Genomic DNA, 24,716 nt, shown 5'->3' on the forward strand with positions numbered 1-24,716 from the left:
CACTCGACCAGACGGACGGGGCGGCGGGCGTGTGCAGCATGCTAAAATCCGCGACCGATTATAGAGCGTGCAGGTGGCGTCAAACCGCCATCTGGGCGCCAGATTCCACTGCATTCCGCTCGGAGAGTTTCATGGCCGGTCATTCCAAATGGGCCAACATCAAGCATAAGAAAGCCGCTGCCGACGCCAAGCGCGGCAAGATTTGGACGCGCCTGATCAAGGAAATCACCGTGGCGGCCCGTCTGGGCGGCGGCGATGCCGACTCCAACCCGCGCCTGCGCTTGGCCATGGACAAGGCCACCGACGCGAACATGCCCAAGGACAACATCAACCGCGCCATCCAGCGCGGCGTGGGTGGCCTGGAAGGCGCAAACTACGAAGAAATCCGCTACGAAGGCTACGGCATCAACGGCGCCGCCGTGATCGTCGACTGCCTGACCGACAACCGCACGCGCACCGTGGCCGAAGTCCGTCACGGGTTCGACAAGTACGGCGGCAACATGGGCACATCGGGCTCCGTCGCGTTCCTGTTCGACCACATCGGCCAGTTCATCTTTGCCCCCGGCACGCCCGAAGACAAGCTGATGGACGCCGCGCTCGAAGCCGGCGCCGATGACGTCATCACGCACGACGACGGCTCGCTCGAAGTCATTTGCCCGCCCCACGATTTCGCCAAGGTCAAGACCGCGCTGGAAGCCGCCGGCTTCAAGGCCGAACTGGCCGAAGTCATCATGAAGCCGCAGACCGAAGTCGTGTTCACCGGCGAAGACGCGGTCAAGATGCAGAAGCTGCTCGACGTCCTGGAAAACCTGGACGACGTGCAGGAAGTCTTCACCAACGCGGTCATCGGGGAGTAAGCCCCGGACACGCGCATAACGGCGATCGACCTCACGATCGCCGTTTTTGTTTTCCAGATTTCGAATCGGATTTTGCAATTTCAGGTAGGTACAGCATGAAAGTGATGGTGGTCGGTTCGGGCGGTCGAGAGCACGCCCTGGCATGGAAGCTGGCGCGCTCGCCCAAGGTACAGGTGGTGTACGTGGCCCCGGGCAACGGCGGCACGGCGCTCGACAAACGCCTGCAGAACCTCCCGATCACGGATCCGGAAGTGCTGGCCGCCTTTGCCGAGCGCGAGGGCATCCACTTCACGGTGGTCGGCCCGGAAGCGCCGCTGGCCGCCGGCATCGTCGACCTGTTCCGCGCCAAGGGCCTGCGCATCTTCGGGCCGACCAAGGCCGCCGCGCAGCTCGAATCGTCGAAGGATTTCGCCAAGGCATTCATGCATCGTCACGGCATTCCGACCGCCAAGTACCAGACCTTTAGCGATGCTGCGCAGGCACATGCGTACGTTGACCAGGAAGGCGCCCCGATCGTCGTCAAGGCCGATGGCTTGGCCGCAGGCAAGGGCGTGGTCGTGGCGATGACGGCTGAAGAAGCGCACAGCGCCATCGACATGATGCTGGCCGACAACCGCCTGGGCGACGCCGGTGCGCGCGTGGTGATCGAAGAATTTTTGGCCGGCGAAGAAGCCAGCTTCATCGTCGTGTGCGACGGCAAGAACGTCGTGGCACTGGCCACCAGCCAGGACCACAAGCGCCTGCTCGACGGCGACGCCGGCCCCAACACGGGCGGCATGGGCGCCTACTCGCCCGCCCCGGTGGTCACGCCCACGCTGCACGCCCGCGCGCTGCGCGAGATCATCATGCCGACCATCCGCGGCATGGAGAAGGACGGCATTCCGTACACCGGTTTCCTGTATGCCGGCCTGATGATCGACGCCGAAGGCAATCCCAAGACGCTCGAATTCAACTGCCGCATGGGCGATCCGGAAACGCAACCCATCATGGCGCGCATGAAGACCGACCTGTACGACGTGCTCGACCGTGCCATCGACGGCAAGCTCGACGGCATGGAGCTGGATTGGGACCGCCGCACCGCGCTGGGCGTGGTGATGGCTGCCCACAACTATCCGGACACGCCGCGCAAGGGCGACGTCATCACCGGCATCCCGAAGGAAACCGAAGACAGCGTCACCTTCCATGCCGGCACCACGCTCAAGGACGGCGTGCTGACCACCAACGGCGGCCGGGTGCTGTGCGTGGTGGGCCTGGCCGATACCGTCAAGGCAGCCCAGCGTGCCGCGTACAACGCCATCGAGCAGATCCACTTTGACGGCGCCCAGTACCGTACCGATATCGGACATCGCGCCATCCGCCATTGAGCGACAGCCCGCCGCGCTGATGCCCCACGATGGGGCAGGCGCGGCATCCGTCACCCCGGGTGATCCCCAACTTGCCCCCGCGGCCCGCCCGCTACAATGGTGACAACCGTATGACTCGGCCCGACTCGCCGCTACGAGCAGCCCCCTTCTGATCGCATGGATACCCAAGCCGTCCGCGCCTACCTGCTGGACCTGCAGGACCGCATCACCACTGCCGCCAGCGCGCTGGACGGCGGCACGTTCGTCACCGACGCATGGGAGAAGCCGCCCACCGAGCGCCTGCGCGGCAGCGGCCGCACCCGCATCCTGGAAGGCGGCGCGCTGCTCGAGCGCGGCGGCGTCGGTTTTTCGCACGTGATGGGCGACACCCTGCCCCCGTCGGCGACCGCCAACCGGCCCGAACTGGCCGGGCGGGGTTTCGAGGCGATGGGCGTGTCGCTGGTCTTCCATCCGCGCAACCCCTACGTGCCGACGGTGCACATGAATGTGCGCTGCTTCGTCGCCGTGCGCTCCGATGCCGCCCCCGTCTGGTGGTTCGGCGGCGGCATGGACCTCACGCCCTATTACGGCTTCACCGAAGACGCCTCGCATTTCCACCGCACCTGCCAGGGCGCCCTTGCCCCCTATGGCGACGAGTTGTACCCGCGCTTCAAGCAATGGTGCGACGACTATTTCTATCTGAAGCACCGCAAGGAAGCGCGCGGCATCGGCGGCATCTTCTTCGACGACTTTGCGGAGCTGGGCTTCGAGCGCAGCTTCGAGATGCTGCGCTCCGTCGGCGACGCCTTCCTGCCTGCGTGGCTGCCCATCGCCGAACAACGCCACGCGACGGCCTATGGTGAGCGCGAACGCGCCTTCCAGGCCTATCGCCGTGGCCGCTATGTCGAGTTCAATCTGGTATTCGACCGCGGCACGCTGTTCGGCCTGCAAAGCGGCGGCCGCGCGGAATCGATCCTCATGTCGATGCCGCCGGTGGCCAACTGGCGCTACGACTGGCAGCCGGAACCGGGCTCGCCGGAGGCCGCGCTATACACCGATTTCCTGCCGGCGCGCGACTGGGTATGACGCTTCCCACGTTCGTGCGCCCCACTCTCGATCGCCCCTACCGGCTTGGCTTGCTGGGCGGCACGTTCGATCCGCCACACGTCGGCCACATCGCCCTGGCCGAACTGTGCATTGCCCGCCTCGACCTCGATGAGCTGCTGTGGATTCCGACCGGCGTGTCGTGGCAGAAGGCCGCCGACATCACACCCGCTCCGCTGCGCTTCGCCATGACCGAACTGGCCGCCAAAGCGGTACGCGGCGGCCGCGCCCGTGTCCATGTGAGCGGCATGGAAGTCGATCGCCACGGCCCCAGCTACACCATTGACACCGTGCGCGAATTGCGCGGCGTCTACGGCCCGGACACCTCCATGGCGTGGCTGATGGGCGCCGACCAGCTCGTCGGCCTGGACACCTGGCACGGCTGGCAAGACCTGTTCGAATACGTCCACTTGTGCGTCGCCACACGCCCGGGTTTCGACCTCCAGGCACTGCATGTGCCGGTACAGCGCGAGCTCGATGTGCGCCGAGGCGACACAGCATTGATACAATGCGCACCCGCCGGCCATATGTGGATCGACCAGACCCTGGCCGTCGACCTGTCATCCACCCGCCTGCGCCAGCAGCTGGCCACCGGCGCGCGCTGTGACACCGACCTGCCCGCCGGCGTGGCCGACCTGATCCAATCGCATTCGCTGTACCGCCGTGCCAATGGCACGGTCAGTGCCTGACCGCGTGATTGACCACCTTCACGCGCTTTTTTGACCTTTTTCTCGCCTTTTAAACGTTCTTCTCACTCAGTATGGATATTCGCAAACTACAACGCGTGATCGTCGACGCGCTCGAAGACGTCAAGGCGCAAGACATCAAGGTCTTCAATACGACGCACCTGACCGAACTGTTCGACCGCACGGTCATTGCCAGCGGCACCTCCAACCGCCAGACCAAGGCCCTCGCCGCCTCCGTGCGTGACGCCGTCAAGGAAGCCGGCGGCCACATCATCGCCGTGGAAGGCGAAGACGTGGGCGAATGGGTGCTGGTCGACTGCGGCGACGCCGTGGTCCACATCATGCAGCCGCAGCTGCGCCTGTACTACAACCTCGAAGAGATCTGGGGTGACAAGCCGGTGCGCATCGAACTCGGCGGCACCGGCAAGCGCGGCCTGCCCAAGGCCAGTGAAGGTTACGACGACGAGGAAGACGAGGCCGAAGAGGTCACGCCCGCCAAGCGCCGGACCACCAAGCCGAAGCTGGCTGGTGAGCGCCCGACCAAGGCCGCCGCACCGGCCAAGAAGGCTCCTGCCAAGACCGCCCCCAGGAAGCCGGCCACCAAGCGCGCACCCGGCACAGGCAAGCCCGCCACGAAGACGGCCGCAAAGACGGCCACCAAGCGCGCGCCAGCCAAGAAGCGCGCGGCGTAACGTCTGGCAGACCGTCTCACCATGCAGTTGCTGATCGTTGCCGTCGGGCACAAGATGCCGTCCTGGATCGAGGAAGGCTTCTCTGAATATGCCAAGCGCATGCCGCCCGAACTGCGCATCGAACTGCGCGAGATCAAGCCCGAGCAACGCTCGGGCAGCCGCACCGCCGCCACCGTCATGCAGCTGGAAGCCGCGCGCATTGAAGCCGCGCTGCCCAAAGGCTGCCGCATGATCGCGCTGGATGAGCGCGGAAAGGACCTCACCACCGTCGCGCTGGCTGAATCGCTCACCGGATGGCAACAGGAAGGTGGTGATATCGCGTTCGTGATCGGCGGCGCGGATGGGCTGGACCCGGCACTCAAGGCAAAAGCCCGTACGCTGATCCGCCTGTCGAGCCTGACGCTGCCCCACGGCATGGTGCGTGTGCTGCTGGCCGAGCAACTCTACCGCGCATGGAGCATCACGCAGAACCACCCGTACCACCGCGTATGACCATGGATGCACACGGCGCGCCTCACCTCTATCTCGCCTCGCAAAGCCCGCGCCGACAGGAACTGCTGCGCCAGATCGGCGCGCGCTTCGCGCTGCTGCTCGCCAGCGACGATGAAGATGCGGAAGGGCTGGAAGCCGAGCTCCCCGGCGAGACGCCCGACGACTACGTTCAACGTGTCTGCGCATTGAAGGCTCAGGCAGCTGTGCGTCGCCGCACTGCACGTAACCTCCCCGCTTTGCCGATCCTCACGTCTGACACGACGGTGTGCCTGGGCGGCGAGATCCTCGGCAAACCTACTGACGCAGCCGACGCCCACCGCATGCTGCGCGGCATGTCAGGGCGCGAACACCGCGTGCTGACCGCCGTCACCGTCGTCAAGGCCGACGGCACGCCGATGCACGCGCTGTCCGTTTCGGACGTGCGCTTTGCCGTGCTGACGGACAACGACATCGCCCGCTACATCGCCAGCGGCGAGCCCTTTGGCAAGGCGGGCGCGTACGGCATCCAGGGGCGCGCAGCCGCCTTTGTGGCCCATATTTCGGGAAGCTATTCGGGTATCATGGGTCTACCCCTGTTCGAGACCGCCGCACTGCTCGCACAGGCGGGCATCACGCTGTGAATCACGCTGTAACTCGCGCTCTCTGACCGGCCCCGATGCACGCGCCGGACAGCGTGCGAGGGCCGGTTTCAAGACACGCTTCGGGCAACCCTGTCCGGCCCAGAGGCGGGTGCTGAAACCCGCTCTCCTGGTACCTCTCCATGTCCGAAGACATTCTCGTCAATATCACGCCGCAAGAAACGCGCGTGGCTATCGTCCAGCAAGCCGCCGTTCAGGAGCTTCACATCGAGCGCACGCTGACGCGCGGCCTGGTCGGCAACATTTACCTTGGCAAGGTGGTGCGCGTGCTGCCTGGCATGCAGTCGGCCTTTATCGATATCGGGCTGGAGCGTGCGGCGTTCTTGCATGTGGCTGACATTTGGCACCCGCGCGACGCGAAGGACGCGCCGCCCACACCGCAAGTCGCCATCGAGAAGACGCTCTTCGAAGGCCAGGCGTTGATGGTGCAGGTCATCAAGGATCCGATTGGCACCAAGGGGGCGCGGCTGTCCACGCAGGTCAGCATTGCCGGCCGGACGCTGGTCTATCTCCCGCAAGACCCGCACATCGGCATCTCGCAGAAGATCGGCAACGAGGCCGAGCGTGAAGCGCTGCGCGCACGCGTGACCGCCATGGTGCCCACCGATGAGCGCGGCGGTTTCATCGTGCGCACGATCGCCGAAGAGTCGACCGACGAAGAACTCGCCAACGACGTCGCTTACCTGCGCAAGATCTGGGCGACCATCCGCCACAATGCAACCACCCTGCCCGCCCCCTCGATCCTGTACCAGGACCTGAACCTCGCCCAGCGCGTGCTGCGCGATTTCGTGACGGACGAAACGCGCAGCATCCAGGTCGATTCGCGCGAGAACCATCAGAAGCTCGTCGAGTTTGCGCAGGAGTACACGCCGGCCGTGGTCGAGCGCCTGACGCATTACACCGGCGAACGGCCAATCTTCGACCTGTACAACATCGAGGCGGAAGTCGAGCGCGCGCTGTCGCGCCGGGTCGACCTGAAATCGGGCGGCTACCTGATGATCGACCAGACCGAGGCGATGACGACCATCGACGTCAACACCGGCGGCTACGTGGGCGCGCGCAACTTCGACGACACGATCTTCAAGACCAACCTGGAAGCCGCGCACACCATTGCGCGGCAACTGCGGCTGCGCAATCTGGGCGGCATCATCATCATCGACTTCATCGACATGGAGTCGGCCGAGCATCGCGATGCGGTGCTCGCCGAACTGCGCAAGGCGCTGTCGCGCGACCGCACGCGCATCACGGTCAACAGCTTCTCGCAGCTGGGGCTGGTTGAGATGACACGCAAGCGCACTCGGGAATCGCTTGCGCACGTGCTGTGCGAGCAGTGCCCGGTGTGCCAGGGCAAGGGTCAGGTCAAGACACCGCGCACCGTGTGCTACGACATCCTGCGCGAGATCATGCGCGAGTCGCGACAGTTCAATCCGCGCGAATTCCGCATCCTGGCGTCGCAGTCAGTGATTGACCTGTTCCTGGAAGAAGAAAGCCAGCACCTTGCGATGCTGGGGGATTTCATCGGCAAGCCGATTTCGTTGCAGGTGGAATCGTCGGCGGCGAGCCAGGAGCAGTACGACATCATCTTGATGTAGCGCCACACCCGGCCAGCGGCGCTGGGCTACGCCTTCTTCTCGCGCGGCAGACGGCCTAGCAGGAAGAACTCCTCGTTCGGCCGCATCGAAATCACATTCGCCATGCGATTCGACAGGCCGAAGAAGGCGGTGATGCCGGCGATGTCCCAGATGTCCTCATCATCGAAGCCGTGCGCGCGCAGCGCTTCATAGTCGGCGTCGTTGACGGTGTGCGATGCGGTGCAAACCTTCATCGCAAAGTCGAGCATGGCGCGCTGGCGCGGCGTGATGTCGGCCTTGCGGTAATTGACGGCCACCTGGTCGGCCACCAGCGGATTCTTCTCGTAAATGCGCAGGATGGCGCCGTGCGCGACCACGCAATACAGGCACTGGTTGGCAGCGGAGGTGGCGACGACGATCATCTCGCGCTCGCCCTTGGTGAGGCTGCTGCCTTCCCGCAGCATCAGCGCATCGTGGTACGCGAAGAAGGCACGGCACTCGTCGGGCCGATGCGACAGCGCAAGGAAGACGTTCGGCACAAAGCCGCTCTTCTCCTGCACCTCCAGGATGCGCGCGCGGATGTCTTCGGGAATGTCGGCCAGTGAAGGAACGGGGAACCGGCTGATGGGCGGCGTGGTGGTCGTCACGATGTCTCCTTTGATGTGAGCATCCTGAGCACGCCGCCCGAGAGGAAGGGCTTACTGGGTAGCGAACTGGATGCGATGGAGTCCAGCATACAACCCATCGCGCTCGATGAGTTCGCGGTGCGTGCCGGCTTCGGCAATCTTGCCGTGCTCGAGCACGATGATCCGATCGGCATTTTCGATGGTCGACAGGCGGTGCGCGATCACCAGCGTCGTCCGGCCCTCCATCAGCCGTTCGAGCGCGGCCTGCACCTGGCGTTCGGACTCCGAATCCAGCGCGGACGTCGCTTCGTCCAGGATCAGGATCGGCGCGTCCTTGTAGATCGCACGTGCAATCGCCAGGCGCTGGCGCTGCCCACCGGACAGCTTCGAGCCGTTGTCGCCAACATTGGTATCGATGCCCTCGGGCAGGTTGTCCACCACATCGGTCAGGTAAGCCGCTTCGAGTGCACGGCGCACGCGGGCCATGTCGATCTCGGAGGCGTCGCGCGCGCCATAGGCCACGTTGGCGGCGATGGTGTCATTGAACAGCACCACATCCTGGCTCACGAAGGCGATCTGCCGGCGCAGGTCGTGCAGCGCCAAATCCGCCAGCGCATCGCCGTCGAGCGAGATCGTGCCCGAGGTCGGATCGAAGAAGCGCGGCAGCAGGTTCACCAGCGTGGTCTTGCCGCTGCCAGATGGCCCGACCAGCGCAACGACCTCGCCCGGCTTGACGTGCAGGTTGACATTATCGAGCGCCGCCCGGCCATCTTCCCCATAGCGGAACGTGACGTTGTCGAAGCGGACATCGCCCCGGGCACGATCGATCTTCTTGCCGCCTTCTTGCGGTTCGATCGGCGTGTCGATCAGGCCAAAGATGAATTCGGCGGCGGTCAGGCCGCGCTGCAGCGGCTGATTCACGTCGGTCAAGTGCTTGAGCGGCGAGATCAGCAGCAGCATCGCCATCACAAAGCCGGTAAAGCCGCCGACCGTGGTCTGATTGGCCTGCGCCTGCATCATGGCAATGGCCAGGATGACAGACAGCGCCAGCGCTGCCAGGAACTGCGTCACCGGCTGGTTCAGGCCGCCGGCCACGGCCACGCGCATGGCGTAACCACGGAGGCGGTTCGTCATGGCATTGAAGCGCAGCGATTCATACGCCTCGCCGCCATGCAGCTTGACGACCTTGTAGCCGCCCACGGCCTCTTCGACCACATAGGCGGCCTGGTTGGTCAAGTTCTGGCTTTCGCGGTTGAGCGAGCGCAGGCGGCGGTTGATACGCGACATCAGCAGCCCGATGATCGGCAGGATCACCGCCACCACCAGCGTCAGACGCCAGTTGGTATAGAAGAGGAAGATCAGCAGCGCCAGCACCGTCATCGAGTCGCGCACCAGCGTGATGAACACGCCGGTCAGCACCTGCAGCACCTGGTTCACTTCAAAGATGACCGCGTTGATGATCGACGCGGCCGTATTGCGCTGATAGTACGAGGCCGGCGCCTGCAGCAGGCGCTCGAACATCTTCATCCGCAGATTCAGCAGCACCTTGTTCGATACGAGGCTCAACAGATACGTCGACGCAAATTGCGCGATGCCGCGCACCACCGCAATACCCACCAGCATGGCCGGCACCTGCCACAGCTTGCCGGCGTACTCACCGCCGAAACCCTGATCCAGCAGATCCTTCACGACCTTGGGGATGATCCCCTCCGTGGCCGCCACCACACCCATGGCGACCATTGCCAGGATGAAGGCGGTCAATTCGGGGCGAAGGTAGCCCCACAACCGCTTGAGCATCGGCTTGGCGGGCGCTGGGTGATCAGACTTTGCTTGTATACTCACGGCGTTTTCAAATGAGGGTGGGCAGCTTGCGTCGCATGGCGATCGCATGGCCGCCATAAAGTGCGTTGCAGCGGCTGTCATCCGACAGACGGGCGACCCGGCATTTTAGCGGCAATCCACCACCCGGCCCATCCTGCTGCGCAATGCCCGGTCCAGACTGGCCGACGCATCACCTGACGCTTCCGCAATGAGTTCGCGCGTTCCCACGTTTTTCATCAATCTCGACCACGACGCCGGGCGCCGCGAGGCCCTGGAACGACAACTCGATGCGTTGGGCCTGCCGCATCAACGCTTCCCCGGTGTGTACGGCAAGACACTTCCCGCCGACGAACTTGCGCGCCACTATGACCATGCACGCGCTACGAGCCAAAGCCGCGAATTGACCGTCGGCGAAGTCGGCTGCGCGCTGAGCCACCTCGGCGTCTACCGGGCAATGATCGAGCAGAACCTGCCCTACGCGCTCATTCTGGAAGACGACGCGAAACTCGGGCCGGATGTGCCCGCCGTGCTCGACGCGCTGGCACAGAGCGTGTCACCCGACGAACCCGTCGTCACGCTGCTCACGCACATCGACCGTTACTACAAGCGCAGCGCGCGACCGCTGACAGCGGACCACCGCACGGTCAAACTTGCCAACTACCAGTGGCTCGCGCATGGTTATTTCGTCACGCGCGCCGCGGCCAAGCGCATGGTCGAGCAGCTCTATCCCGTGTGGCTGGCCGCAGACTATTGGTACAAGTTTGAGCGCGAAGGCATCGTGCAGATGCGTGCGGTCGTACCTTATGTGATTGGCGTGCAGGACTTCGATAGCGGCTCAAACCTGGAAGCCGATCGCGCCATCAAAAGCCGCGAAGCCGACGACCGCCTGGGGCTCGGCCATCATCTGCGCCAGATCTTCGTGCGCAAGTTCCTCTATCAGATTTTCGTGCGGCCGTTTCTCGGCATCGTTAAGCAGAAGAAGACCTGGTGAGCAGACGGCGCTCGTTCAGGCGCCCTGCTCTCGCAGTTCTGCAAGCCCGACGTCTGCGCGGATGATGTCGGTATTGCGCCGAGCCATCATGCGTTGATAGTTGGGGCTTTCCTGCTCGCGCGATTGCTCGCGATGCCATAGGTGGAAGACTTCGGTCGCGCAAAAACCGCGCTTGCGCCGCACGCCGGCGTTATAAAGGCGAACCGCCAGATCGGCGTCTTCATGGCCCCATCCGACGAAGCTCTGATCGAAACCGTTCACGCGCTCGAAATCGCTGCGCCACACGCCAAGGTTGCAGCTCTTGATGCCGCGCAGGCTGGTGTCCTTGAGGGTACGCGGCACCGGTAAGCCCGGCACCAATAGCGGCACGAATTTGTTGACGCGGCCGGCGCGCCAGGCGGCAAACCAATACGCGCGATCCTTCAGGTGGATGTCGATCTGCTGGGCGACGACCTCGCGCGTCATCGCCTCATTCAGCAGGATGCGGCTGCCGGACAGCAGGCGCCCCCGCTCGGCCAATGCGCGGTGCCGCGCCACAAAATCCGGACGCGGCACGCAATCGCCATCGAGAAAAACGAGGTAGTCGGCGTCCGTCGCCAGCACGCCGCGGTTGCGGATCTCACCGGCACGGAAGCCGTCGTCGGGATGCCAGACATGGCGCAGCGGATACGGCGCGGTCTTGGCGGCGGCTTCGATGGCAAAGCGTGTGTCATCGCGCGAACCGTCGTCGGCGACGATGACATCGAATGCGCGATCGGTCTGTGCGCTGCAGCCGGCCAGTACGCGAACCAGCGCGTCCGGGCGGTTATACGTCGTAACGATGAGGGCGATGCGACGCGGCGACTCAGAGCTTGCCATAACGATGCAGCATCATCAGCTTGACGTAGCGGTAATACGTGCCCTCGGCGTTCGACACGGCCAGCATGAAGCCCTCGGCGCCATCGAGGAAACCCCGCTGGATGATGTACGTACGGATGAATGCCCATAGCCCGTGGCCGATGGCACTGCCCAACGACGCGCGCTTGCCCTTGGCATAAGCCGCGGCCGCACCTGCGGTCGAATAATCGTTGGCCTTGTCGAGCGCAGCCTTCAGGTCGGGAATCGAATAATGGATGATCGGGGCGCGGAAATCGCCCACCGTACCCTCGAAGACAAGGTGCGAGTGCACCGGCGCATCGAAGAACGTCACCTGCTCGCGCTTGAAGAAGCGACGAATGCGGTCCGGCCACCAGCCCGAATGCTTCATGAAGCGGCCACAAAAACTCGAGCTGCGCGGCATGGAGTAGACAGTGTGCGGACTGCCCGATTCCAGTACGGCGATCATCTCGGCCCGCAACTCGGGACTGATGCGCTCGTCGGCATCCAGTGAGAGCACCCAGTCAGTGCGGGCTTCGCGCAACGCGCGGTTGGACTGCTCGCCGTAGCCGGGCCAGTCGGTCTCGAACACGCGCGCACCGAGTTGGCGACAGATGTCCTGCGTGCCGTCCGTGCTGCCCGAGTCGAAGACGATGACATCGTCCGCCCAGTCGCGCACCGAGCGGATGCAGTCGCCGATATCGGCGGCTTCGTTCTTGGCGACGATGATGACGGCGAGCGTGGCTCGATTGGATGCAGGCATGCGAAAACAGTCTCAGAAAACAGGAGCGGCGCCAAGCTGCTGCCGGCGCCGGTGAATATGCGCGGTGAACACGGCCACCATCACGCTATAGAACACGACGGTCTGCGCGATGATCAGCATCACTTCGGTCAGCCCAAACAGTAGAAAGCCGACACAGAGCGTGAGACCCATCGCGCCCGTCGTCCGCAAGACGCGGTCGTCGCACAGCGCGGCGCGCAGAAAGTAGGCGGCGGGCACCAGGTACAACGCCAGCAATGCGCCGATGCCCAGCACGCCAAGCGTGGCGCCATTGTATAGAAACTCATTGTGGGCATGCTCGAAGGCCGTCGCTTCCTGCGTGATCAGGCCCTCGGCGTGAATCGCCTTGAGAGCGGGCCCGAATTGGCCTCGCCCCACCCCGGCTAATGGGTGGCGCGTCAACATCAGCGTGGCGGCTTTCCACAGCTGGAAACGGATGCCAACTGACGTGTTGGTCTGGCCGGCCTGATAGGCGTGGATGTCTTCCATGGCCTGGTCGAAGCGGGTACGGACCACACTGGACGATACGCATACGGCAATCAGGAACACGAAGAACAGCAACAAGGCCGTCAATCGCTTCTTCCAGCTCACATGCCGCAGCGTCGCCACGGCGATCAACAGCAGTACGGGGATTGCAATCCATCCGCCCCGCGCCTGCGACAGATACGATGCATAGAGCCCGGCACAGCCAGCTAACAGACGCAGCGCAATCAGGGCCCAGCCGTCATCTTCCGTCCAACCAATTGACATGAGGGCGAACAACGCCATCAGAAGCGAAAGGTTGCCAAACGGAATGGCATTGGAGAACGCCCCGACCATGCCAACTCGTCCCGCCCGCAATTCGAGATAAGCCCACACAGCTGAGGCAAGCGCGCCCGCAACGCAGCCCCACTGCACGCTCTCCAACTGCTTAGGCCGCAATTGCAACAGCGCAAACAGCGCCAAGCCGAACAGCCAGAGCCGCCCATAGGCAAACGGCACATTGCGCGGCGCGGCAGGGTTCAACTGCGCACTGATCAGCATCGCGGTCGGCATGGCCGCCATCGCCACAATCAACCAACGATGTTCACGCCACATCGCTCGCAGTCGGCTCATGACCGCCGCAGGCGCGGACAGCATCCACCCGAACGCGGCGACCAGCAGCAGCGAAAACGACAGGAAGGCAGCGCCGCGCACAGACAGCATGAAAGCCGGGAGGATGGCGATTCCAAACACGGTCAGCGCCGCCGGTGCGCTTGCTATCAGCGTCCGGCCTCGTTGCATCAAGCTGCTCATCGCAACGTCCCCGCGCCAGGTGCAAGCGCCAGGAGCGCGTCGATGTGCGCAGCGATGCTCGGGTCATAGCGCAGGTGCTCACGCGGATTCGCCAAGCGCGCCTGCCCAGCCTGCGCACGGGCAACAGCTGCCTCAATCGTGCGCGCCAGCGTGGCTGGATCATCCAGGTCGAAGGTGGGTGCTCCTTCGACCGAGATCACCTCGGTGCAAGCGATATTGGCTGCCAGTACGGCAGGCGTGCCGCACAGCACGGACTCCACCCCAATCAGCCCGAACGGCTCGTAGTGCGAAGCGAGGATCGTGTAGTCCGCTGCGCGGTAGACGTTCTCGATGTCCTTGCGGTATCCCAGGTAGCGGATGTTGGGCGAGGACGAGGACACCGGGCGCCCGATGACCACCAGTTGCACCGGCAGATCCGTCTTGGAGAAGAACGCCTCCAGCAGCGGATAGCCCTTGCGCTTGTGGCTCGACGACGGGAACACAAACGTGACCCGATCCTTCGCGAAGCCAAGCTCATCGCGCAGGCGCTGGCGCTCTGCGTCATCCACCGGCGAGAACTTCGTCTCACTCACCGGGGGGTACACCGTCTTTACCTTGGCAGCGGGAATGTCGTAGTAGTCGAGCACTTCCTGCGCCATCAGTCGCGAGTGCGCAACGACGACGTGCGAGCGCACATAGTCTCGGCGCTCCAGCGCGATCTGCTGGCGATCCCAGAAGGCCGCCTTTTTTGAAAAGCTCTTGAGATAGCCGACGTGCGTGCCGCCACAAATAGCGATATCCGAAGCGCCCGTGCGATTGCAGCCGATCATCAGATCGATGTGCTCGCGCTTGGCCAGATGGCGCACGAGCCAGCCGAACGCGTGGTCATTCAATTTGCCGGGCAGCTTGCGCGTTGGCAATGCAACAGCCTTGACCTGGCGATATTCAGGAAGCGCCTTGTCCACCATCTTGGCGAAGAACACGGGACGGATGGCGCGCTCATGCAGGCCGCGCACCAGGTCCATCGCGTAGCGCTCGCTGCCACCGCTGTAGCCCAGCGCGTTGCACGAGATTCCGACGTTCATGGATGCTTTAGTAATAATCGTATTGAGACCGCAGTCGTGCCGAGCCTACGCCCGGCGATGGCGCCCCCCGCGCCATCTTCGAACTACTCGTACACCGTTGCCACGTTCTCGGCATTGAGCGCCTGACGCAGCGCGGCGATCGCCGCTTCGCTCGGAACAATGCGCCACGCATCGCCGAGCACCGCTTCGCAGCGTGCCTGCTCACAAACGTAGTTGATGCGTACCGAGACGCCATTGCCATCGGCCGCCACATGCGGCGAGAGCAGATCACGCAGCTTGGCCGCCGTTGAATCGCCATTCATCGACAGCCGGATCGCCCGCGCGAACTTGGCGCGCGCCTGCGTCATGTCCATGACCGACTCGGCTGTCACGCGCACGCCGCCAGTGAACATGTCATGGCGGGCGCTGCCCTGAACGATCAGCACTTCGTCTTCCTTGAACAGCGCGCGGTTGGCCTCGAAAACTTCGTTGAAGACCGTCACCTCGGTGGCTTCGCTGGCGGAGCCGTCGTCGAGCATCACGATCAGCATCTTGCCGCGCTGCGTCATCTGGGTGCGCTGGCCTACGATCACGCCGGCCACGGTCTTGTTGCGCGCATCGCGGTTGCCGTAGCCGCCCCCGTTGCCCTTGTCGGTCACTTCGCGCGCCAGATCGGCCAGCGTCGTGCGTGCGAAGCGGCGCACCTCGTCACGGCATTCATCGAACAGGTGACCAGAAAGGTAAAAACCCAGCGCCTGCTTTTCTTCCTGCAGCTTGCGCTTGGTGGTCCAGGCCGGTTCGTCGACGAGTTCAGGGCGATGCTGCTCGGCATCGTCGCCGCTCATCAGATCGAACAGCGACACCTGGTTGGCAGCGGCTGCCTTCTGCTCTGCGGCTTCCATGGCCAAGCCGATCGAAGCGAGCAGCTGCGCGCGGTTGGCGTTGAGGCTGTCGAAGGCGCCGGCGCGCACCAGCGCTTCGATCGTGCGGCGATTGACCTGGCGGCGGTCGACGCGTTCGCAGAAGTCAAACAAGTCCTTGAACGGGCCGTCTTCGCGTGCCCGCAGGATGTCCTCAATCGCGCCCTGGCCGCTGCCCTTCACGCCGCCCAGGCCGTAGCGGATGGTCTTGGCGTCGGTCGGTGCAAAACGATACTGGCTTGCGTTGATATCCGGCGGCAGCACGGTCAGTCCGTTCTTGCCTCGGGCATCGTCGTAGAGGATCTTCACCTTGTCGGTGTCGTCCATGGCCAGCGACATGTTGGCTGCCATGAATTCGGCCGGGTGATGCGCCTTGAGCCACGCCGTGTAATACGCCAGCAGCGCATACGCGGCCGCGTGCGACTTGTTGAAGCCGTAGCCCGCGAACTTCTCCATCAGGTCGAAGATTTCATCGGCCTTTTCGGTGGAGAGCCCGTCCTTGGCTGCGCCCGCACGGAACAGCGCGCGGTGCTCGGCCATTTCTTCGGCCTTCTTCTTACCCATCGCTCGGCGCAGCAAGTCGGCGCCGCCGAGCGAGTAACCGCCCACGATCTGCGCCATCTGCATCACCTGCTCCTGGTAGACCATGATGCCGTAGGTCTCCTTGAGCACCGGCTCGACGCGCGGATCGGGGTACTCCACCTTCTCGCGGCCGTGCTTACGTGCGCAGAAGCTGGGGATCAGGTCCATCGGGCCCGGGCGATACAGCGCCACGAGGGCGATGATGTCCTCAAAGCGGTCAGGCTTGGCGTCCTTCAGCATGCCCTGCATGCCGCGGCTTTCCAGCTGGAACACGGCGACCGTGTTGGCCGTCTTCAGGATGTCGAACGCCTTCTTGTCCGTCAGCGGAATGTGGCTGCAGTTCCAATCCGCCTTGGACGGATCGAGCATGCGGATGTAGCGCTCGGCCCAGTCAAGGATCGTGAGTGTGGTCAGGCCCAAGAAGTCGAACTTGACCAGGCCGACAGCTTCCACATCATCTTTGTCGTACTGACTGACGACGCCGGCATCTTCACCGCCTTGCGTGTAGAGCGGGCAGAAGTCGGTCAACTTGCCCGGGGCGATCAGCACACCGCCCGCGTGCATGCCGACGTTACGCGTCATGCCTTCTACGCGTTGGGCGAGTTCCAGGAGCTGCTTGACCTCTTCTTCGTTGGCTTCGCGCTCGGCCAGCAGCGGCTCTTCCTTCTTGGCTTCTTCCAGTGTGACGAGCTTGCCCGGCTTGAACGGGATCAGCTTGGCCACGCCATCAACGAAGTTGTAGCCGAGATCGAGCACGCGGCCCACGTCGCGCACCGCGGCCTTGGCGGCCATGGTGCCGAAGGTGGCGATCTGCGAGACGGCGTCCTTGCCGTACTTTTCCTTCACGTACTGGATGACGCGGTCGCGGCCGTGCTGGCAGAAATCGATGTCGAAGTCGGGCATCGACACACGTTCCGGATTCAGGAAACGCTCGAACAGCAGGTTGTATTTGAGCGGGTCCAGATCGGTAATACCCAGCGCGTACGCCACCAGAGAGCCGGCGCCCGAACCCCGGCCCGGCCCCACTGGCACGCCATTGTTCTTCGCCCAGTTGATGAAGTCCGCAACGATGAGGAAATAGCCGGGGAAGCCCATCTTGATGATGGTGCCGGTCTCGAACTCCAGGCGGGCGTAGTACTCAGCGCGCTTGGATTCGCGCACCGCCTCGTCGGGAAACAGCACTTCCATGCGCTTTTCCAGCCCTTCCTTGGCGAGCTGGACGAGGTAGTCATCCAGCGACATGCCATCGGGCGTCGGGAACAGCGGCAGCTTGGGCTTGCCCAGTTCCAGCTTGAGGTTGCAGCGCTGCGCGATCTGCACCGAGTTGGCCAGCGCGGACGGGATGTCGGCAAACAGCGCGCACATCTCTTCCTGCGTCTTGAAATACTGTTCGGTCGTGAAACGACGGGCGCGGCGCGGATTGGCAAGCAGTTCGCCCTCTGCAATGCAGGTGCGCGCTTCGTGGGCCGTGAAATCGTCCGGCGTCATGAACTGCACCGGATGCGTGGCCACCACCGGCAACTGCATGGCCGAGGCCAGCTTCACGGCCTGCTGAATATAGGCCTCGGTACCGGCGTGCCCGGCGCGCTGCAGTTCGATGTAGAAAGCGCCCGGAAACACGCGCGACCAGTTCGTCGCGAGCTTGCGCGCCAGCGCATCGTTTCCATTGGCCAGCGCCATGCCGATATCGCCCGCCATGGCGCCCGAGAGCGCCAGCAGACCGGTGGCCAGCGGCGCGTTCTCAACGCCCGGCTCGTCGAACCACTCGGGCGCGATTTCCGCGCGGCCGCGATGTTGGTTGGAGAGCCAAGCGCGGGCCAGCAACTGGCACAGGTTCAGGTAACCCTGCTTGTCACGCACCAGCAACAGCAGGCGCGTCGGCTTGTCGCGCTCGTCGTGATTGGTGATCCACACGTCGGCTCCGACGATGGGCTTCACGCCCTTGCCGCGCGCCTCCTTGTAGAAGCGCACCAGCCCGAAGGCATTGGCGAGATCGGTCAGCGCCAAGGCGCCCATGCCATCTTTGGCGGCAGCCTTGACGGCATCGTCGAGACGGACATTGCCATCGACGACGGAATATTCGGAGTGGAGACGGAGGTGGACGAAGCGCGGCGAATTCATCCGCGTATTGTAACGGGTGACACCTTCCGCAAAGCATTCCGGGCGTGCCCGATTGACCCGGAGCAACCCCGCACGGCTGCGCGGGCGGCTATAATTTCGGCTTACGAATCAACGGGTTACCCAAGGCGCCAGAAAATGGCGCGGCAGCACATGCAGATCGTCAATATTTCCGCTTACAAATTCGTCACCCTCGATGACCGCGAGACCTTGCGCCCCGCCCTGCTGGCCGAGTGCCAGGCGCGCGAGCTGAAGGGCACCGTGCTGCTGGCGCCCGAGGGCATCAACATCTTCCTGGCCGGCTCGCGCGAGGCCATTGACGGCATCGTCGGCTGGCTGCGCGCCGACGCCCGTTTTGCTGACCTCGCACCGAAGGAAAGCCTGTCCGACCACCAGCCGTTCCGCCGCCTGCTGGTGCGCATGAAGAAAGAAATCATCACCATGCGCCACCCGCTGATCCGGCCGGAAGACGGCCGCGCGCCGTCGGTCGCGCCGCCCGACCTGAAGCGGTGGCTCGACCAGGGCCACGACGACGAGGGCCGCCCCGTGGTGATGCTCGACACGCGCAATGACTATGAGGTTGCCGTCGGCACGTTCAAGAACGTCGTCGAATACAACCTCAAGAAATTCACCGAGTTTCCTCCCGCCATTGCCGCGCACAAGGACGACTTTGCCGGCAAGACGGTCGTGTCGTTCTGTACCGGCGGCATCCGCTGCGAAAAGGCGGCGATCCACATGCAGGAGATCGGTGTCGAGCGCGTCTATCAACTCGAAGGCGGCATCCTGAAGTATTTCGAGGAAGTGGGCGGCGCCCATTACGACGGCGATTGCTTCGTGTTCGACCACCGCACCGCTCTCAATGCCGAACTGCAGCCAGCAGGGCCGAAGCAGTGCTTCGCCTGCCGCGCCGTTGTCACGCCGGAAGAACAGCAGTCCGCCGAGTACATCCCCGGCCAGCGCTGTCCGCATTGCGCAGGCAACCAAACGCGCGCCGCCGCATGAAGCGCCTCGCCGCCCTCCTCCTCGTCAGCGCGCTTTGCCTTGCAGCATTGGGAGGTTGGGCGACGAACTGCGAGGGCGGATCGAACCGCGGCGTCTTCTGCGGAGCGGGCACGCGGTTCTGATCCTTCATTGCGTGCCAGCAAAAAAACGCCGGACATGCCGGCGTTTTTCTTTGAGCGATCCGGTTTACTGACGGCCGCGCACAAACTGGTTCGTGATCGCAACAATGCGCTCGCCGAACAGCTTGGCGGTTTCCAGGTCGCCCGGCAGCGGACCTTCCTCGGGGCTCGCATCCGACGGCGATTGCGCCAGCGCGCCGCCAAAACCCGCCAGGTAGTTCACGTCGTTGCGCGTGGCGGCTTTGCTGTTGGCCGGCATCATGCCCGTGCCGACCCAGATCATTCCGTGCTGCTGCGACAGCGTCCACAGGTACTGGATCGACGCGTACTTGTCGCCGTTCATCGACGCGGAATTCGTGAACCCCGCGGCGATCTTGTCCTTCCATGCGCCGGTGAACCATGCCTTGGACGACGCATCGGCAAATTTCTTGAAGTCGCCCGAAACGCCGCCCATGTAGGTCGGCGCACCAAAGACGATCGTGTCGACGCCGGCCAGCAGGGCCCACGTGTCGTCATTGACGTCTGTCACCGAAATCAGATGTGCTTCCGCGCCGGCGCCTTGCACGCCTGCAAACACGGCCTCGGCTTGCTTCTTGGTGTGGCCATAACCGCTGTGATAAACGACTGCAACTCGTGCCATGGGAATCCTCTTGGGGTTGGGGTACCGCGGGGGAACAACGGAAAAGAAAAATGGCGCACACAGCGTGCACCACGAACATTACGGCAGATCGAACACCAGCACTTCGCTGTCTTCGCCGCCAGACAGCATCACCGTCTCTTCTTGCGTCAGCTTGGCGGCGTCGCCGCCCACCAGCGTGCGACCGTTGACGCTCACCTTACCGCGCACGACGTGCACATAAGCGCGGCGGCCTGCGGCGATCGGCAGGGACGCAGTTTCTGCTCCATCGAACTTGCCGGCGTAGAGGGCCATGTCCTGGTGCACTTTCACCGATCCGTCACGGCCGTCGGCGCTGGCGATCAGGGCCAGCTTGCCGCGCTTGGCCGCCTCGTCGAAATGGCGTTCTTCGTAACCCGGCGTCAGGTTCAACTGCGCCGGCAGCACCCAGATCTGCAGAAAATGCGTGGTCTGGTCCTGCGCGTGGTTGAACTCGGAGTGACGCACACCTGTCCCAGCCGTCATGCGTTGCACGTCGCCCCGGCGCAGCACGCTGCCGTTGCCCATGCTGTCCTTGTGCGCCAGCTCGCCGTCGAGCACGTAGCTGATGATTTCCATGTCGCGGTGGCCATGGGTGCCAAAGCCCATGCCGGCGGCGACGCGGTCCTCATTGATGACACGCAGCGGCCCGAATTGAACGTGCTGCGGGTCCATGTAATCGGCAAACGAGAAGCTGTGATACGACTTGAGCCAGCCATGGTCTGCGTAACCGCGATCTTGAGAGGGGCGGATTTCAATCATTTTGATGAATCTCCTATCCAAATTACTGCGCTGATGTGTGAATGGTACGCAGATTGGCTATAGTTGAGAGGCAAGGCTTTGATTCAATACATCAAAAATTCTGAACATGGCGCTATCGCTGGAATCTCTGGAAGTGCTGGATGCGATTGAACGCAAGGGCAGCTTTGCCGCCGCGGCGCACGAACTGGGCAAAGTGCCCTCGGCGCTCACTTATGTGGTGCGCAAGCTGGAAGACGATCTCGATGTGCTGCTGTTTGACCGACGCCGCCACCGTGCCGAACTCACGCCCGCCGGCCGCGCGCTGCTCGACGAAGGTCGCCACCTGCTGCAGGCCGCCGACGACCTCGCCCGCCGCGTCAAACGCCTCGCCACCGGTTGGGAAGCCACGTTGACCATCGTAGTCGACGATCTCGTGCACTTTCGCGCACTCATGCCCGTCATCCAGGATTTCTACGCCGAAAACACCGCCACGCGCTTGCGCTTCTGCCGTGAGGTCCTGGCCGGCACGTGGGACGCACTGCTTTCGGGCCGCGCAGATCTGCTGATCGGGCCGGCGCAGGTGATGCAGGTGCAGGGCATTCAGACGCGCACGGTGGGCAACATCCCGTTCGTGTTTGCGGTGGCGGCACATCATCCGCTGGCGCAAATGGAGGAGCCGTTGCCTGCGGCCGCCATCACGCGGCATCGTATCGTTGCGGTGGGGGATACATCGCGCAATCTGCCTGCACGCACCATTGGTGTGATGGCTGGACAGGACACGCTGGTGGTGCCATCCATGACCGACAAGGTGCAGGCACAGATTCGTGGCCTGGGCTGCGGCTGGTTGCCGGTGCCGTTGGCACAACCGTATCTGGATTCTGGCGTGCTGATCGCCAAGGAAACCACCGAAGACAAGCGCGCCGCCACCTTTCAGGTTGCCTGGCGCAACAACATGCGCGGCAAGGCGCTGCAATGGTGGGTCGACAAGCTGGAAGACCCGCGCCTGGGGCAGGCCCTGATGATGCAATAGGCGCCTCGCGCGGACAAATCGCGCACAATAGCGTCATCGACCTCTGCGCCTGGAGCGTTGCGTTGTCCCAAGCCAATCTCGATTTTCCGGAATCCACCACGTCGTCGCGCGGCCAATACCGTGGCCGCTTTGCGCCCTCTCCCACGGGGCCGCTGCATATCGGCTCGCTGGTCACCGCGCTGGCCAGCTGGCTGGATGCACGCGTCCACGGCGGCGCGTGGCTGGTGCGCATTGAAGACATCGATTTCCAGCGCAACGTGCCCGGCGCCGACCGCGATATCCTCGCCACACTGGATGCACTCGGGCTCATTCCCGACGAGGCTCCGCAGTGGCAGAGCACGCACCTGTCACGCTTTGAACAGGCGCTGGAGCAGTTGCAGGCCAACGGCAACCTCTACCCGTGTGGCTGCACGCGCCGCGAGATTGCGGATTCCGTCACCAGCATCGACGCCAACGGGCACCTGCGTCACCAAACCCTCATCTATCCCGGCACGTGCCGCAACGGACTGCACGGCCGTCCGCCGCGCGCATGGCGCGTGCGTGTGCCGGATGCCGATGCCGCGACCATCTGCTTCAACGACCGTTGGCAAGGCATGCAATGCCAGAACCTGGCTGAAGCCGTAGGGGACTTCGTGCTCAAGCGCGCGGACGGCATGTGGGCGTACCAGATTGCGGTGGTGGTGGACGATGCCACGCAAGGCATCACGGACGTCGTGCGCGGCGCCGACCTGCTCGACTCGACGCCGCGCCAGATCTATCTGCAGCAGCTGCTCGGGCTGCCCGCGTTGCGCTATCTGCACGTGCCGGTGGTCGTGAACCCCGACGGCGAAAAACTCAGCAAGCAGACGGGCGCGCGCGCCATCAACCGTAGTCAACCGCTGGCCGCGTTGACGGAAGCGGCCCAACACCTCGGGCTCGACATTCGCGCGGGCGATGTGGAGGGGTTCTACCGGGACGCCGTCCCGGCATGGGCCAATCGCCTGGCACAACCTGCCCGGTGCGATTGACCCCGGCGGCTGGAGCGCCGCCGTTTTCAGTCGACTGACTTAACGCTTGCGCGGCACGCCACCGAGCAGCGCCGCGATCGGGCGCTTGGCGGTGCGCGGGTGACCGGCTGCTTGCGCTGGCTTGGCAGCCTCCGCCGATTCCGCTGGCACGGACGATTCGTACGGGCGATTGAAGAACGGGTCGTCGGAAGGGCGGAACGCCGGGCGCACGATCGTGTGATCGAGCACGCGGGTACCGTTGCGGTCTTCCCGCTCGCGGGAGCGGCGGACTTCGCTGCGGGCACGCTTTTCGTCGCGCTCGCGGCGCTCACGGTCACGCGCCTGTTCGCCGGTCGGATCGAAATCAGCCAGCTGCTCGCGCGGCAGGTTGCGCTTGATCAGCTTTTCGATGTCGGCCAGCAGGCGTTCATCGCCCGGGGCGAACAGCGACAGTGCATCACCGGAAGCACCGGCACGGCCCGTGCGGCCAATCCGGTGCACGTAGTCTTCTGCGTTGAACGGCAGGTCGAAGTTGATCACGCACGGCATCTGCGAGATATCGAGACCGCGCGCGGCAACGTCGGTGGCGACTAGTACATCAACGGTACCCTGCTTGAACGCCTCGAGCGTTTGCATGCGCTCGGTCTGCGTCTTGTCGCCGTGGATGGCGTTGGCGTTGATGCCTTCGCGCTCCAGCGCGCGCGCCAGGCGCGAGCAGCCGATCTTGCTGTTGGAGAACACGATGCACTGGCGCGGCAGGCCTTGCTCCGCGCGCTGGCGCAGCAGGTGCACGAGCGCGGCCTGCTTGTGGTTGTCCGGCACGGTGTAGATGACCTGACGGACGTTCTCTGCCGTGGCGTTGCTGCGTGCCACTTCAATAGTTTGCGGATGACGCAGGTAGCTCGCGGCCAGCCTCTTGATCTCGGGAGAGAACGTGGCCGAGAACAGCAGCGTCTGGCGGTGTGCCGGCAGCAGGTTGATGATGCGCTGCAGGTCGGGCAGAAAGCCCATGTCGAGCATGCGATCGGCTTCGTCCAGCACCAGCATGCGCACCTGCGACAGGTTCACGCTGCGCTGCTGCACGTGGTCGAGCAGGCGGCCCGGCGTGGCAACCAGGATTTCGACGCCGCGGCGCAATTGCTCGGTCTGCGGGTTCATGTCGACGCCCCCGAACACGACAGCGCTGCGCAACGCCGTGTACTTCGCGTACTTGGCAACGTTGTCGTACACCTGGTCGGCCAGTTCGCGTGTGGGCGTGAGGATCAGCGCCCGCACCGGGTGGCGCGCCGGCGACGCGCTCGTGTTGGCGTCGGGCAGCAGGTTATGGATGATCGGCAGCGAGAAACCGGCAGTCTTGCCGGTGCCGGTTTGCGCGGCGCCCATGACGTCGTGGCCGGCGGTCACCACCGGAATGGCTGCGGCCTGGATGGGCGTGGGCTTGGTGTAACCGCTTTCGGTCAGCGCGCGGAGGACGTCCGGATGCAGGCCGAAGCTGTCGAATGTCACCGATTCATTGGCCGGCGCTTCTGACGCTTCAGACATCGTTGCAGTATTCATAGGGGAGATGCGGCATGCCGGTTGGCATGGCGGCGCGCCAGACCCAAGCGGAGAATCCCGCGTGCGGCTCGCGCAAAGCGTTAAAGATCAAAAGTTTATCACGTGAGACCCCACCCGGGACGGATGATGGGCCCACCCAGGCCAATGCCGGCGCCACAGCTGCCTTGACACGGATCAAGTATGGCCGGCACGCGCTGCGCCACCATCCGGGCATTGCCACCTGCGCCCTGC

Annotated in this window: 22 protein-coding genes; 12 read left to right on the forward strand and 10 right to left on the reverse strand. The window is 64.1% G+C overall.

Going from position 1 to position 24,716, the window contains the following annotated elements; all coding sequences use genetic code 11:
* The first annotated feature begins 131 nt into the window (after nucleotides 1–131).
* From ACUXH0_RS03325 to rng, 8 genes are all read left to right on the forward strand, one after another.
* Nucleotides 132–857: a YebC/PmpR family DNA-binding transcriptional regulator gene (locus ACUXH0_RS03325; protein WP_004631018.1), complete on the forward strand. Its 726-nt coding sequence runs from the start codon at nucleotides 132–134 to the stop codon at nucleotides 855–857.
* A gap of 95 nt (nucleotides 858–952) precedes the next feature.
* Nucleotides 953–2,221 (forward strand): phosphoribosylamine--glycine ligase, encoded by a 1,269-nt coding sequence (purD, locus tag ACUXH0_RS03330; RefSeq protein WP_009241135.1) that lies wholly within the window; start codon nucleotides 953–955, stop codon nucleotides 2,219–2,221.
* A gap of 156 nt (nucleotides 2,222–2,377) precedes the next feature.
* Entirely contained in the window at nucleotides 2,378–3,286 is a 909-nt protein-coding gene (hemF, locus tag ACUXH0_RS03335; RefSeq protein WP_182593768.1) for an oxygen-dependent coproporphyrinogen oxidase, read from the forward strand.
* The gene (locus ACUXH0_RS03340) at nucleotides 3,283–3,993 is read left to right on the forward strand and encodes a nicotinate-nucleotide adenylyltransferase (RefSeq protein ID WP_009241137.1); all 711 of its coding nucleotides are present in this window, start codon (nucleotides 3,283–3,285) and stop codon (nucleotides 3,991–3,993) included. The genes hemF and ACUXH0_RS03340 overlap by 4 nt, the downstream gene beginning before the upstream one ends.
* Nucleotides 3,994–4,064: 71 nt before the next feature.
* Entirely contained in the window at nucleotides 4,065–4,682 is a 618-nt protein-coding gene (gene rsfS, locus ACUXH0_RS03345) for a ribosome silencing factor (protein ID WP_004631022.1), read from the forward strand.
* Between the two features lie 21 nt (nucleotides 4,683–4,703).
* Complete coding sequence (gene rlmH, locus ACUXH0_RS03350) at nucleotides 4,704–5,174, forward strand: 23S rRNA (pseudouridine(1915)-N(3))-methyltransferase RlmH (RefSeq protein ID WP_004631023.1); 471 nt, start codon at nucleotides 4,704–4,706, stop codon at nucleotides 5,172–5,174.
* Nucleotides 5,171–5,794: a Maf family protein gene (locus ACUXH0_RS03355; protein ID WP_004631024.1), complete on the forward strand. Its 624-nt coding sequence runs from the start codon at nucleotides 5,171–5,173 to the stop codon at nucleotides 5,792–5,794. Before rlmH ends, ACUXH0_RS03355 begins: the two co-directional genes overlap by 4 nt.
* A gap of 140 nt (nucleotides 5,795–5,934) precedes the next feature.
* Complete coding sequence (gene rng, locus ACUXH0_RS03360) at nucleotides 5,935–7,404, forward strand: ribonuclease G (protein ID WP_009241138.1); 1,470 nt, start codon at nucleotides 5,935–5,937, stop codon at nucleotides 7,402–7,404.
* A 26-nt stretch (nucleotides 7,405–7,430) separates the two neighbouring features.
* Here rng and ACUXH0_RS03365 read toward each other — a convergent pair whose 3' ends face one another.
* Complete coding sequence (locus ACUXH0_RS03365) at nucleotides 7,431–8,030, reverse strand: peroxidase-related enzyme (protein ID WP_009241139.1); 600 nt, start codon at nucleotides 8,028–8,030, stop codon at nucleotides 7,431–7,433.
* A 51-nt stretch (nucleotides 8,031–8,081) separates the two neighbouring features.
* Entirely contained in the window at nucleotides 8,082–9,806 is a 1,725-nt protein-coding gene (gene msbA, locus ACUXH0_RS03370) for a lipid A export permease/ATP-binding protein MsbA (protein ID WP_009241140.1), read from the reverse strand.
* A gap of 232 nt (nucleotides 9,807–10,038) precedes the next feature.
* Between msbA and ACUXH0_RS03375 the strand changes: the two genes are divergently transcribed.
* Nucleotides 10,039–10,821: a glycosyltransferase family 25 protein gene (locus ACUXH0_RS03375; protein ID WP_009241141.1), complete on the forward strand. Its 783-nt coding sequence runs from the start codon at nucleotides 10,039–10,041 to the stop codon at nucleotides 10,819–10,821.
* A 15-nt stretch (nucleotides 10,822–10,836) separates the two neighbouring features.
* Here ACUXH0_RS03375 and ACUXH0_RS03380 read toward each other — a convergent pair whose 3' ends face one another.
* The 5 genes from ACUXH0_RS03380 to dnaE all read right to left on the reverse strand — a co-directional run bounded on the left by ACUXH0_RS03380 (nucleotide 10,837) and on the right by dnaE (nucleotide 18,398).
* Nucleotides 10,837–11,679 (reverse strand): glycosyltransferase family 2 protein, encoded by an 843-nt coding sequence (locus ACUXH0_RS03380; protein ID WP_009241142.1) that lies wholly within the window; start codon nucleotides 11,677–11,679, stop codon nucleotides 10,837–10,839.
* Nucleotides 11,666–12,439 (reverse strand): glycosyltransferase family 2 protein, encoded by a 774-nt coding sequence (locus ACUXH0_RS03385; RefSeq protein ID WP_009241143.1) that lies wholly within the window; start codon nucleotides 12,437–12,439, stop codon nucleotides 11,666–11,668. Before ACUXH0_RS03385 ends, ACUXH0_RS03380 begins: the two co-directional genes overlap by 14 nt.
* A 12-nt stretch (nucleotides 12,440–12,451) precedes the next feature.
* On the reverse strand, nucleotides 12,452–13,720 hold the full coding sequence (locus ACUXH0_RS03390) for an O-antigen ligase family protein (protein WP_234305990.1): 1,269 nt from the start codon (nucleotides 13,718–13,720) through the stop codon (nucleotides 12,452–12,454).
* An 8-nt stretch (nucleotides 13,721–13,728) separates the two neighbouring features.
* Nucleotides 13,729–14,796, reverse strand: a complete 1,068-nt coding sequence (locus ACUXH0_RS03395; RefSeq protein WP_009241145.1) for a glycosyltransferase family 4 protein — start codon at nucleotides 14,794–14,796, stop codon at nucleotides 13,729–13,731.
* Nucleotides 14,797–14,879: 83 nt separating this feature from the next.
* Entirely contained in the window at nucleotides 14,880–18,398 is a 3,519-nt protein-coding gene (dnaE, locus tag ACUXH0_RS03400; RefSeq protein ID WP_182593766.1) for a DNA polymerase III subunit alpha, read from the reverse strand.
* 150 nt (nucleotides 18,399–18,548) lie between these two features.
* On the opposite strand from dnaE, the gene ACUXH0_RS03405 reads away from it, so the two are divergent.
* A complete protein-coding gene (locus ACUXH0_RS03405; RefSeq protein ID WP_024542212.1) occupies nucleotides 18,549–19,397 on the forward strand; it encodes a sulfurtransferase in 849 nt (282 codons plus the stop codon).
* 186 nt (nucleotides 19,398–19,583) lie between these two features.
* Here ACUXH0_RS03405 and ACUXH0_RS03410 read toward each other — a convergent pair whose 3' ends face one another.
* Together ACUXH0_RS03410 and ACUXH0_RS03415 are read right to left on the reverse strand one after the other, a co-directional pair.
* Complete coding sequence (locus tag ACUXH0_RS03410) at nucleotides 19,584–20,156, reverse strand: flavodoxin family protein (protein WP_004631035.1); 573 nt, start codon at nucleotides 20,154–20,156, stop codon at nucleotides 19,584–19,586.
* Between the two features lie 78 nt (nucleotides 20,157–20,234).
* Nucleotides 20,235–20,933: a pirin family protein gene (locus ACUXH0_RS03415; RefSeq protein ID WP_004631036.1), complete on the reverse strand. Its 699-nt coding sequence runs from the start codon at nucleotides 20,931–20,933 to the stop codon at nucleotides 20,235–20,237.
* A gap of 106 nt (nucleotides 20,934–21,039) precedes the next feature.
* On the opposite strand from ACUXH0_RS03415, the gene ACUXH0_RS03420 reads away from it, so the two are divergent.
* Both ACUXH0_RS03420 and gluQRS read left to right on the forward strand, forming a co-directional pair.
* On the forward strand, nucleotides 21,040–21,942 hold the full coding sequence (locus tag ACUXH0_RS03420; protein WP_009241148.1) for a LysR family transcriptional regulator: 903 nt from the start codon (nucleotides 21,040–21,042) through the stop codon (nucleotides 21,940–21,942).
* 62 nt (nucleotides 21,943–22,004) lie between these two features.
* A complete protein-coding gene (gluQRS, locus tag ACUXH0_RS03425) occupies nucleotides 22,005–22,949 on the forward strand; it encodes a tRNA glutamyl-Q(34) synthetase GluQRS (RefSeq protein ID WP_009241149.1) in 945 nt (314 codons plus the stop codon).
* 39 nt (nucleotides 22,950–22,988) lie between these two features.
* Here the strand turns inward: gluQRS and ACUXH0_RS03430 are convergent, their stop codons facing one another.
* Nucleotides 22,989–24,470: a DEAD/DEAH box helicase gene (locus ACUXH0_RS03430; protein WP_009241150.1), complete on the reverse strand. Its 1,482-nt coding sequence runs from the start codon at nucleotides 24,468–24,470 to the stop codon at nucleotides 22,989–22,991.
* Between the last annotated feature and the right edge of the window lie 246 nt (nucleotides 24,471–24,716).

Source organism: Ralstonia sp. 110700041-2, from assembly GCF_056280165.1.